We start from the raw sequence: 11,486 nt of genomic DNA, 5'->3' as shown, positions 1-11,486 counted from the left end.
GGCGCGCAACCGGCCGGATATGCCCAGGTCAGCGGCCGGTGCCCGGTGCTCGGTCGGCCGCGTGCCGGTGAGACTCACACACGACTCACAGACAGCGCGGCACCCTGGAGCCTTACGGGGTACGGATAGGGTGCGTCCGGAGGACCGATCCATGACCCAGCCGAGCGACACCGACGACCTGCCCCGCATTCCGCTGAGCCGCAGGCGGGTGCTGCGCGGTGCGGTGCGGCTGGCCGACCGGGACGGCGTCGACTCGCTGACCATGCGCAAGCTGGCGCAGGAGGTCGGGGCGGAGGCGATGTCGCTCTACCACCACGTCGCCAACAAGGAGGCCGTGTTCGACGGCCTGGCGGAGATGGTCCTCGAAGAGGTCATGGAGGCCGTGGGCAAGGTCGACGGGCCTGACCCGGCGGAGGACTGGCGTGCGGTGCTGCGGGCGCGGGTCCTTGCGGCCCGGGAGGTTCTGCTGCGCCACCGGTGGGCTCCGCAGTTGCTCGTGACCCGCACGAACCCGATCGTCGTCGCCTACTACGACCAGGTGGTCGGCATTCTGCGGGCGGGCGGGTTCTCCTTCGATCTGGCGCACCGGGCGCTGCACGTCCTGGGCAGCCGCGCCCTGGGCTTCACCCAGGAGCTGTTCCAGCCCGGCGCCGCCCAAGGCGTGGACGCCGAGGCCGCCATGGCGGAGATGGGCGACCGGTTCCCGAACATCGTCGGGATGCTGGCGGACGCCGTCCACGACGACCCGGACGGCACGCTGGGCTTCTGCGACGACCAGTTCGAGTTCGAGTTCGCGCTGGACCTGATCCTGGACGGGCTGGAGCGGCGCCGAGCCGCCGGTTCGTAAGGCCCACCGCACGACCGCCATCGGGTGACTCCTTTCTTCGACGGACCCCTTGACTCTCTTACGGCGTACGTTAGCCTTACACAGTACGAGAACCTTACGGCGTACGACGAGGAAGGGAACCCGCCATGAAGGCCTGGAGCTGGAACCGCTACGGCCCGCCGTCCGAAGTCCTGACCCTCGTGGACGCCGACGAGCCCGGCGTCGGCCCGGACGACGTGCTCGTGCGGGTGCGGGCCGCGTCCGCCAACCCCTACGACTGGCGCCACGCCATGGCCGACCCGAAGCTCGCGCGGCTCAGCTCCGGGCTGCGGCGGCCGAAGCCGGGGCTGGTCCTCGGCGCCGACCTCGCCGGCGTCGTCGAGCGGGTCGGCGGCGCGGTGACCCGGTTCCGGCCCGGCGACGCGGTGTTCGGGGAGGTCAAGCTGGGCTCGTTCGCCGAGGCCGCCGCCGTCCCGCAGGGCAGGCTGGCCGCCAAGCCCGCGCGCCTCACCTTCGAGCAGGCGGCGTCGGTGTCGATGGCCGCGCACACCGCGCTGCAGGGGCTGCGCGACTACGGCCGGATCGCCGCCGGGCAGCGGGTCCTCGTGAACGGGGCGTCCGGCGGGATCGGCACGTTCGCCGTCCAGCTCGCCAAGGCGCTCGGGGCCGAGGTCACCGGCGTGTGCAGCACCCGGAACGTCGAACTGGTCCGCTCCCTGGGCGCGGACGACGTCGTCGACTACACCCGCGAGGACTTCACCGCACGGGACGGGCGCTACGACCTCGTCATGGACATCGTGGGCGACCGGCCGCTCGCGCAGCTGCGGCGTCCGCTGGTCGCGCGCGGCACGCTCGTGATCGTGGGCGGCATCGCCTCGGCTCGCGGCAGGCTCCTCGGCCCGGCCGCACTGGGTCTCCGGGGCGTCCTGCTCTCCCCCTTCATCGGCCAGCGCATCGCCAACGTCAGCTGGAAGCCCAACTCGTCCGACCTGGAGTTCCTGGCGGAGCTCATGGAGAGCGGGAAGGTCACGCCCGTCATCGACCGGACCTATCCGTTCGCCGAGATCCCCGAGGCGCTGCGGTACATCGAGCGCGGCCACGCCCGGGGGAAGGTCGCCATCTCAGTTGGCGACCGCCAGGGTGAGTGAGGCGGCGGCCAACGCCAGGTAGGCGCCGGGGAAGGCGATGTTGTAGAAGACCCTCGCCCGGACGTGCGCGGCCACCGCGATGACGAAGAACGCGACGAGGCCGGCGGCCGCCGCGATGCCGATGACGTCCAGGCCGAGCAGGCCGAGGACGAGCCCGGCGGCGCCGGCGCCCTTGAGCGCGGCGAGCAGCGGCAGCATCGAGCGCGGCACCCCGACCTCGGCCGAGTTCGCCAGGACGAACCGGGCCTTCGCCAGGTCGGCGACGACGATCGCGGCGTTGATCGCGACCGTGATGAGCGTGACGGCGATGTAGGTGGTGGACATGGTCAGTCCTCGATGTGGAGCAGCGCCAGCCGCCGGGGGTCGGCGACGACGTCGTAGCGGACGATGAGGCCGCCGGCGATGTGGAAGACGAGCGCGGCGCGCGGCCGGCCCGGGCCGACGGCGATGCCGGGCCGCCCGTCGATGCGGGCGAGGCGCGCCCGGCGGGCGGCGGAGCGCATCGCGCGGGTCTCCTCGACCACGGCCTCGATCCCGTGCACCCGCTGCGGGGCGCCGGGGCGCAGCACCTGCGGGTCGGCGGTCCTGACCACGTCGGGATGCAGAACCTCGACCAGGCCGTCGATGTCGCCCTGCTGGGCCGCCTTCATGAAGGCGGTGACCACGCGGTCGGCCTCGCGTGACTCCGCGTCCGGCCATCCGGTGCGGCGGACGCGGCCCCGGGCGCGGCTGGCCAGCTTCTTCGCCGAGCCCGGAGTCGTGTCCAGGATGTGGGCGATCTCGTCGAAGGGCGCGCCGAACACGTCGTGGAGGATGAGCGCGACGCGCTGCGGAGGCGTCAGCTCCTCGACCACCACCGTGAAGGCCGCGGTCAACTCGGCGGCGAGCAGCGCGACGTCCTCCGGGTTCTCACCGGCGGCGGGGCTCTCACCGGTGGCGGGCGTCGGGAGTTCCTCGGGACGGCGCGGGGTCTCGTGGGAGCGGCGCAGGACGTCCAGGCAGAGGCGGGTCACCACGGTGGTCAGCCACGCCTGCGTGTTGCGGATGTCGGCTGGATCGGCGCGGGCGTACCTGGTCCACGCGTCCTGGACGACGTCCTGGGCGTCGGCGTCCGACCCGAGGATGCGGAACGCCACCGCCAGCAGATGCGGTCGCTCGCGGTCGAAGGCCACCGCCGCCTGGTCGGAACTCACGTTCCCTCCTGTCCTTCGTTGGTCGTCTACACACCAGACGCACCAGTGGCGCCAAAGGTGACCCGCCCCCTGGCTAGATGCGGCGGGTTCGCGCGACGAGAAGGGCGATGTCGTCTTCGACCCGCCTGTCCCCGGTCATGAGCCGGATGACGCTGGTGCAGAAGTCGTCCAGGGGCGGCTCGGCCCGGGTCAGCGCCGCGCCCAGGCGGTCGATGCCCGTCTCGATGTCGGCGTCGCGGGTCTCGATCAGGCCGTCGGTGTAGAGGGTGATGAGGCTGCCTTCGGCGAGATCGAGGGTGAGCGGCTCGTAGTCGCCGATCCCCAGCCCGATCGGCAGGCCGCTCGGCGGGCGCGGGAAGGCGACCTCGCCGTCCGGATGGACGATCGCGGGCGGCGGGTGCCCGGCGGCGGCGACGGTGCAGCGCCCGGACGCCGGGTCGTACACGGCGTAGACGCAGGTGGCGCCCGCGGGGTCGAACGGGGTGCGCTCCTCCTCGGCCTGCCGGACGACCAGCCGGTCCAGCTGGACGAGCACCCGGTGCGGCGCCAGGTCCAGGTAGGCGAGCGTGCGGACGGCGGTGCGCAGCCGCCCCATCGTCGCCGCCGCGTTGATGCCGTGGCCGGTCACGTCCCCGACGACCAGGGCGATCCGGCCGCCGTCCAGCGGGATCGCGTCGTACCAGTCGCCGCCGACGCCGACGTGCGCGTCGGACGGCAGGTAGCGGGAGGCGACGTCGACGGCGCCGCCGCCGGTCAGGTTGCGCGGCAGCAGGTTGCGCTGGAGCGCGAGGGCGGCGGCGTGCTCGCGGGTGTACTGGCGCGCGTTGTCCAGGCTCAGTGCCGCCCGCGCGGCCAGTTCCTCGGCGAGGACCAGGTCGTCGCGGGTGAACGGCGTCCGGTTGTCGGTGCGGACGAACACGGTGACGCCCAGGATGGCGCCGCGCGCCTTCAGCGGGACGACGATCAGCGTGTGCATCCCGGTGGCGGCGATGACCCGGGAGCGGTCCGGGTCGACGTCGAGCCAGCCGCCGGGCGAGGTGTCGAGCACCGGCTCGAAATGGGACCGGCCCGTGTCCAGGACGCGGGTGAACGGCGAGGCCGGCGGCACGTACACCGGCTCCCCGAGCGGCCACAACGACTCGGGGACGCCGTCATGGACCGACGCCACGCCCGCGCGGCGGAACACCGGGACGCTGTTCTCCGACGAGTCCAGGTACTCCAGCGGCTCGGCGCCCGGCAGGACGGACTCGGCCAGGTCGACGGTCACGTAGTCGGCGAGGCCCGGCACGGCCAGGTCCGCCATCTCCTGCGCGGTCCGCCGGACGTCGAGGGTCGTGCCGATGCGGGTGCTGGCCTCGCGCAGCACGGCGAGGCGGCGGCGGGCCCGGCTGTGGCTGATGTCCAGCGCGACCGAGCAGACGCCGAGCGGCCGGCCGTCCACGCCGTCGAGCCGGAAATGGGAGATCGACAGGGTGATGTCCTCGCGGCCGTCGGGCGACGTCCGGTGCACCTCCTCGTCGAACAGGGGCTCGCCGCCCGCGAGCACCCGGCTGACCGCCTCCACCGCCGCCCGCGTGTCGATGCCGGGCGGCGGGTCGGTGAGCCGGCGGCCGACCCGGTAGTGCGGGAACACCGTCTGCAGGCGCTCGGCCGCCGTGTTCGCCCAGACGCACCGCAGGTCGCGGTCCCAGACGAGCAGGGCGAGGGGCGAGCGCCTCATGAGCGGTTCGAGCATCGAGGACATGCGGTCGGACGCGTCCTCCGTGGAGCCCATGCAGACCAGCCAGGACGGCTGCTCCCCCGCGCCGTCCAGCCGGAGGACGTCGGCGTGCACGACGAGCGCGCCCCCGTCGCCGCGCCGCACCTCCAGCAGCCCCGACCAGTGCTGCTCCGCGCCGTCCGGCCAGGCCGGCGCCGCGGCGTCCGGGCCGCGCGGCGGGAGCAGGCGCACCTCGCCGCGGCCGAGATCGGTGTCGGCGTGGCCGAGGAGGTCGCGCGCGGCGCGCGTCCAGCCGGCCACGGTCCCGTCGGCGGCGAGCACGACGGCCGCGTCCGGTCGCCCGCGCGGCGCCCCGCCGCCCGCCCTGCTGTCGGCTGTCGTCATCGTGGCTCCCGTCCGATGTGAAGACCCGGCACCTCTGGGCAATGCCCCGATACGGAGAGTGAGCGACATCTGATCATTAAGGAGTCCCATGGGGATGGATGTCGGGGCCCGGCCGCTGGAGCGCGGCCCGGAGGCGCGCGCGGTCGTTCTCACCGTCAACGGCCGGGAGCGCGACCTGCGGATCGAACCCCGCGTGAGCCTGCTGGACGCGCTGCGCGAGCATCTCGGGCTGACCGGCTCGAAGAAGGGATGCGACCAGGGCACGTGCGGCGCCTGCACGGTGTGGGTGGACGGCCGCCGCGTGCTGGCCTGCCTGACGCTCGCGATCGCCTGCGAAGGGCGCGAGGTCACCACCATCGAGGGCCTGCCGGACGGCGACCGCCTGCACCCGATGCAGGAGGCGTTCATCGCCCGGGACGCGTTCCAGTGCGGCTACTGCACGCCGGGTCAGATCATGTCGGCGGTCGCGCTGCTGGAGGAGGGCCACGCCTCCGACGACGGCGAGATCGCCGAATGGATGAGCGGCAACATCTGCCGGTGCACCGCCTACCCGAACATCCGGGCCGCGATCCGCGACGTCCGCGACGCGAAGGGCGGCGCGGGGCGGTGAGGGCGTTCGACTACGCGCGGGCGGACGGCGTCGACACGGCGATCGCGGCGGTCGGCGCCCACCCGAGCGGCGCGTTCCTCGCCGGCGGCACGACCGAGATCGACCTCGTGCGCCAGAACGTCCTGCGCCCGGACCTGCTCGTCGACATCAACGACCTGCCCCTGGACCGCGTCGAGGACCTTCCGGACGGCGGGCTGCGCATCGGCGCGCTCGCGCGCATGAGCGACGTCGCCCGCGCGGCCGGAGTGGTGGACAGGTACCCGCTCGTCGCGCAGTCGCTGCTGCTCGGCGCGTCGGCGCAGCTGCGGAACATGGCGTCGATGGGCGGCAACCTGTGCCAGCGGGTGCGGTGCGGCTACTACCGCGACGCCGTTTCACCGTGCAACAAGCGCGAGCCCGGCAGCGGATGCTCGGCCATCGGCGGCTTCCATCGCGGGCACGCGGTGCTCGGCACCAGCGACCTGTGCATCGCGACGCACCCGTCCGATGTGGCGGTCGCGCTGGTGGCCGTGGACGCGGTCGTCCGCTCGCGCGGGCCGGGCGGCGAGCGGGCCATCCCGATCGACGACTTCTTCCTGCTCCCCGGGGACACCCCGCACCGCGAGCGTCCGCTGGAGCACGGGGAGCTGATCACGGCGATCGAGGTACCGGCTCTCCCGGTGGCCCGCCGGTCGGTGTACCTGAAGGTCCGCGACCGGGCGTCCTACGAGTTCGCGCTGGTCTCGGTCGCGGCGGCCGTGGACGTCCGGGACGGCGCCGTCGCCGAGGTGCGGCTGGCGCTCGGCGGCGTCGCGACCAAGCCGTGGCGGGCGCGGGCCGCCGAGCGGAGTCTGCTCGGCGGCCCGGCGACGCCGGACGCCTTCGCCGAGGCCGCCGCGCGGGAGCTGGCGGCGGCCGAGCCCCGGCCGCAGAACGCCTTCAAGGTCGAACTGGCGCGCCGGACGATCGTCCGGGCGCTGACGACGCTGACGAACGGGGATGACCGATGAGCGGATCCATCGGACGTGAGGTCCCGCGGGTCGACGGCCGGGAGAAGGTCACCGGCGCGGCCCGCTACTCGGGGGAGATCGCGCTGCCGGGCCTGGCGCACGCGCGGATCGTCGGCGCGCAGGCGGCGGCCGGGCGCGTCGTCTCGATCGACACGGCGGAGGCGGAGCGGGCCGCCGGGGTCGTCGCCGTCCTGACCAGGCACGACATGCCCGAGGTCGCCCGCGTGCCGCTGGTGCCGTCCCTCATGGGCGGTCCGGCGCCCGGCGAGACGTTCTTCCCGATGCAGGACGACATGGTGCATTACGCGGGCCAGCCGGTCGCGATCGTCGTGGCCGACGGGCTGGAGCAGGCGCAGTACGCCGCGTCGCTCGTCCGGGTGGAGTACGCCGAGGAGCCGTCCGTGACCGTCGTCGACCAGGCCCGCGACGACGCCTACGAACCCGAGAGGCTCTTCGGCGGCTTCATGCCGGCCCAGTCGCGGCGCGGCGACGTCGAGGTGGGGCTCGCGGCGGCCGACACGCGGATCGACACGGTGTTCCGGTTCGCCGCCAACCACCACAACGCGCTGGAGCCCATGACCACCACCGCCGTGTGGGACGGCGACCGGCTGACGCTGTACGACTCGTGCCAGGGCATCAAGGCGGTGCAGCTCACCGTCGCCGCCCTGCTCGGCATGTCGCCATCGAAGATCAGGGTGCTGACCCGGTTCGTGGGCGGCGCGTTCGGGTCCAAGGCGATGGTCTGGCCGCACGTGACCCTCGCCGCGCTGGCCGCCCGGCACGTCCGGCGGCCGGTCCGGCTCGCGGTCACGCGCGAGCAGATGTTCACCTCCTGCGGGCACCGGGAGGAGCAGGAGCAGCGCATCGTGCTCGGGGCGCGGCGCGACGGGACGCTCACCGCGATCCGGCACCACAAGATCTCCGTCACCTCGCCGTTCGACGACTGGGCCGAGCCCGCGTTCGGCGCGTCGTCCCAGGTGTACGCCAGCCCCGCGTTCGAGGGCGTCCACCGGCTGGTGCGCGGCAACACGATGACGCCGACCTTCACGCGGGGGCCGGGCGAGTCCGCCGGGATGTTCAGCCTCGAATGCGCGCTGGACGAACTCGCCTACGAGCTCGGGATCGACCCGGTCGAGCTGCGGCTGCGCAACATCAGCGACGTCGACCCCAACACCGGTCACCCGTGGTCCAGCAGCGGGCTGGCCGACTGCCTGCGGCGCGGCGCGGAGCGGTTCGGCTGGGACGGCCGCGACCCGGCACCCGGCGTCCGCCGCGAGGGCGACTGGCTGATCGGGACCGGCATGGCCACCGCCGCCTACCCGGTGGCGTTCTTCATGCGCACCCAGCGCGCCCGCGCCCGCCTCTACGCCGACGGCACCGCCGTGGTGTCCACTGCCGCTCAGGAGTTCGGCACCGGGATGACGACCGTCCTGACCCAGGTCGCCGCCGACGGCCTCGGGGTCGGCCTCGCGGACGTCCGGCTGGAGTACGGCGACACCGACATGCCGACCGCCGGGTCACCCGTGGGCTCCAACGGCGCGATGATGGTGAGCGCCGCCGTGCACGACGCCGCCGTCGCCGTCCGCGACCAGATGATCGCCGCGGCCGTCGGCGACCCGGACTCGCCCCTGCACGGCGCCAACCCCGTCACCGTCACCGTCGCGGACGGGCGGATGACCGCCTCCGGCGGCGCCGAGACCTACCGCGACCTGATGGAGCGGCACCTCATGACCGACGCCGAGGCCATCGGCAGCTGGGACCCGCCACCGCTGGACACCCCGTACGGGCTGCTGACGTTCGGGGCCCAGTTCGCCGAGGTCGCGGTCGACGCCGACCTCGGGCTCGTCCGGGTGCGGCGCATGACCGCCGCGTTCGCGCCGGGCCGCGTCCTCAACCCCATGACGGCGCGCAGCCAGCTGATGGGCGGCATGCTCTGGGGCATGAGCCAGGCCCTGCTCGAAGGCACCCGCATGGACACCGGCCTCGGCCGGTGGGCCAACACGAGCCTCGGCGACTACCTGGTGCCGGTCAACGCCGACGCGCCCGACGTCGACATCGCGCTGATCGAGGCGGCCGACCCGGTCACCGGCCCGCTCGGCGTCAAGGGCGTCGGCGAGATCGGCCAGGTCGGCTCCGGCGCCGCGGTCGCCAACGCCGTCTTCCACGCGACCGGCATCCGCGTCCGCGACCGCCCGATCACCACCGAACACCTCCTCAACAACCTGCCCGACGCCCCGCGACCAGGGTGGTGACCAGGGACCGAGTCCCGTTTGGCCCCTTCACCGGGTGGAACACATCCTTCGCCATTCGATGTGAACCCGGAAGGAACCCGCACATGAGCACGGACGGGACCCGACCCGCCGGCAGCCAGCCATGGCTGCACCAGCACGGCCGAGAGATCCAGCAGTTCGGGACGGTACGGCAGTTCCCGCTGGCCCTCTCCCATGACGCCCGCTTGTACTCCTGCCAGCGCCTCAACCGCGTCCTCGCGGACACGCAGATCCTCTACGCGCTCTACAAGAAGCACCACTGGCTCGTCCGGGGGCACACCTTCTACCAGCTCCATCTGCTGCTGGACAAGCACGCGGGAGAGCAGCTCGCCCTGGTCGACACCATCGCCGAGCGGGTGCAGACCCTCGGCGGCGTGGCCGTCGGCGACCCGCGGCACGTCGCCGAGATCACCGCCGTCCCGCGCCCGCCGGACGGCGTCGAGGAGGTCCCGGCGATGCTGTCCCGGCTGCTGGAGGCCCACGAGATCATCCTGACCGAGGCGCACGACGCCGCCGCGCGCACCGCCGAGCTGGGCGACGACGGCACCAACGACGTGCTCGTGTCCGACGTCATCCGCACCGGGGAGCTGCAGGCGTGGTTCCTGGCCGAGCACCTCGTCGACACGCCGCTCGTCGTCGCCGACGGCGGCTGAGCCGGCGCGACGGCTTGCCCCGGCCCGGCGTCGTCCGGGCCGGGCTTCGCCGTCGGCGGTTGTGCCTTGCTCCGCTTTGCCGGGGTTGGTGGGCTTAGGCTGTCCGCCGTGACCTCTGCGAAGACGGTGATCGACGGCCGTTTCGAACTGCGCGACCGCCTCGGCAGCGGCGGCATGGGCACCGTCTGGCGCGCGTTCGACCTCGCCCTGGAACGCGAAGTCGCGCTGAAGGAGGTGCGGCTCGCCGAGGCCGGGGCCGCCGACCCCGACCCGGACGTCGCGCGGATGCTGCGCGAGCGGGTGATGCGCGAGGCCCGCGCCCTCGCCCGGCTCGACCATCCGAACGTGGTGACCATCCACCACATCGTGGACTCGCCCGACATGCCGCACCCGTGGCTGGTCATGGAGCTCGTCCGCGGGGAGTCCCTGCACGACCGGCTGGCGCGCGGGCCGCTGAATCCCGCGGAGGCCGCCGCCGTCGGGCGCGGGCTCCTGGCGGCGCTGCGCGCCGCGCACCAGGCCGGGATCTGCCACCGGGACGTCAAGCCCGCGAACGTCCTGCTGCGCGCGGACGGGACGCCGGTCCTCACCGACTTCGGCATCGCGGTGCTCGCGGAGGCGTCCCGCGTGACCGCCACCGGCGGGCTGGTCGGCTCGCCGGAGTACATCGCGCCGGAACGGCTGAACGGGCACGAAGGAGACCCCGCCTCCGACCTCTGGTCTCTCGGCCTGCTGCTCTATGTGGCCGTCGAGGGGACCAATCCGCTGCGCCGCTCCACGACGGCCGCGACGCTGGCCGCCATCATGACGGCTCAGGTACCGCCGCCCCGCAACGCCGGGACCTTGGCGCCCGTCCTGCAAGCGCTTCTGGTGGCCGAGCCCACGGCCCGTCCCACGGCCGACCAACTCGACCACATGCTCACGCAGGTCGCCGGTCAGAGCCCGACGCACCTGTCTTTTGCACCTGCTCCTGGTCCCGTGCCCGTTGCCGGGCCTCGCACCCATCCCGCGCAGGCGGCCCCTCCGCCGCTGCGCCGGCGGAGCCGGGCCGGGCTGATCGCCCTCCTCGTCGCCGTCCCGGTGGTCACCGTGATCGTCGCGCTCATCGGGACCGCCTTCGTCGTCCTTCCCGGCCTGCTCGACGAGGCCGGCGAGACGGGGTCGCTCAGCGAGGGCCGCCCGAACACCTCGCCGACCGACGCCCTCGCCGAGTCCGGCAGCGACCCGAAGGAGCCCAAGACCCTGCTCACCCCGGCCGCCGTCCGGGACGTGATCAAGAAGTTCGCGGCCGCCTCCGGGAGCAGGGAGTTCGCCGAGCTCACCGTGTACCCCGGGCACGCCGACGCGGACGCGCCGGTGGCCGGGCGGCGCGGCGCCTTCGACAACTACACCTACGAGAAGGGCGCGGACGCGGCGGTGCGCCGCCGGGCCAGCATCGCCATCACCACCGGCGACGCCAAGGTGAATCCGGCGACCTTCAACTGGGAGGCGCTGCCCGCGCTGATGCGCCGCGCCGAGCGCACGCTCAAGGTGCCCAAGCCGACCAACAGGTACGTCATCGTGAAGGCCGCCTGGACGTTCAACGGCGACCAGCCGACGATGATGATCTACCTCACCGACGACTACGGCGGCGGCTACCTCGCCGTGAACCGGAAGGGCAAGGTCATCAAGACCGTCCCGTCCAGCTCGTAGG

Annotated in this window: 10 protein-coding genes; 7 read left to right on the top strand and 3 right to left on the bottom strand. The window is 73.6% G+C overall.

Features of this window, described 5'->3' with window-relative positions:
- Positions 1-151 precede the first annotated feature (151 nt).
- Complete coding sequence (locus HUT06_RS01120; protein ID WP_176193972.1) at positions 152-847, top strand: TetR/AcrR family transcriptional regulator C-terminal domain-containing protein; 696 nt, start codon at positions 152-154, stop codon at positions 845-847.
- Positions 848-972: 125 nt separating this feature from the next.
- Positions 973-1,974 carry an NAD(P)-dependent alcohol dehydrogenase gene (locus HUT06_RS01115; protein WP_176193971.1) on the top strand — a complete coding sequence of 334 codons (1,002 nt, stop codon included), beginning with the start codon at positions 973-975 and terminating at the stop codon, positions 1,972-1,974.
- Here HUT06_RS01115 and HUT06_RS01110 read toward each other — a convergent pair.
- The 3 genes from HUT06_RS01110 to HUT06_RS01100 all read right to left on the bottom strand — a co-directional run bounded on the left by HUT06_RS01110 (position 1,948) and on the right by HUT06_RS01100 (position 5,271).
- Positions 1,948-2,298: a DoxX family protein gene (locus tag HUT06_RS01110; RefSeq protein WP_176193970.1), complete on the bottom strand. Its 351-nt coding sequence runs from the start codon at positions 2,296-2,298 to the stop codon at positions 1,948-1,950. The genes HUT06_RS01115 and HUT06_RS01110 overlap by 27 nt on opposite strands.
- A 2-nt stretch (positions 2,299-2,300) precedes the next feature.
- A complete protein-coding gene (locus tag HUT06_RS01105; RefSeq protein ID WP_176193969.1) occupies positions 2,301-3,167 on the bottom strand; it encodes a sigma-70 family RNA polymerase sigma factor in 867 nt (288 codons plus the stop codon).
- A 73-nt stretch (positions 3,168-3,240) separates the two neighbouring features.
- The gene (locus HUT06_RS01100; RefSeq protein WP_176193968.1) at positions 3,241-5,271 is read right to left on the bottom strand and encodes a SpoIIE family protein phosphatase; all 2,031 of its coding nucleotides are present in this window, start codon (positions 5,269-5,271) and stop codon (positions 3,241-3,243) included.
- A gap of 94 nt (positions 5,272-5,365) precedes the next feature.
- Here HUT06_RS01100 and HUT06_RS01095 point away from each other — a divergent pair, with 94 nt between their 5' ends.
- From HUT06_RS01095 to HUT06_RS01075, 5 genes are all read left to right on the top strand, one after another.
- On the top strand, positions 5,366-5,881 hold the full coding sequence (locus tag HUT06_RS01095) for a (2Fe-2S)-binding protein (RefSeq protein WP_254715714.1): 516 nt from the start codon (positions 5,366-5,368) through the stop codon (positions 5,879-5,881).
- Positions 5,878-6,870 (top strand): xanthine dehydrogenase family protein subunit M, encoded by a 993-nt coding sequence (locus HUT06_RS01090; protein ID WP_254714909.1) that lies wholly within the window; start codon positions 5,878-5,880, stop codon positions 6,868-6,870. The genes HUT06_RS01095 and HUT06_RS01090 overlap by 4 nt, the downstream gene beginning before the upstream one ends.
- Positions 6,867-9,122 (top strand): xanthine dehydrogenase family protein molybdopterin-binding subunit, encoded by a 2,256-nt coding sequence (locus HUT06_RS01085; protein WP_176193965.1) that lies wholly within the window; start codon positions 6,867-6,869, stop codon positions 9,120-9,122. The genes HUT06_RS01090 and HUT06_RS01085 overlap by 4 nt, the downstream gene beginning before the upstream one ends.
- Before the next feature lie 83 nt (positions 9,123-9,205).
- A complete protein-coding gene (locus tag HUT06_RS01080; RefSeq protein ID WP_176193964.1) occupies positions 9,206-9,793 on the top strand; it encodes a Dps family protein in 588 nt (195 codons plus the stop codon).
- 108 nt (positions 9,794-9,901) lie between these two features.
- Positions 9,902-11,485 carry a serine/threonine-protein kinase gene (locus HUT06_RS01075; RefSeq protein WP_254714908.1) on the top strand — a complete coding sequence of 528 codons (1,584 nt, stop codon included), beginning with the start codon at positions 9,902-9,904 and terminating at the stop codon, positions 11,483-11,485.
- The last annotated feature ends 1 nt before the right edge of the window (position 11,486 follow it).

Source organism: Actinomadura sp. NAK00032 (assembly GCF_013364275.1).
Classification (GTDB): domain Bacteria; phylum Actinomycetota; class Actinomycetes; order Streptosporangiales; family Streptosporangiaceae; genus Spirillospora.
This window is presented reverse-complemented; position numbering and strand designations above follow the sequence as displayed.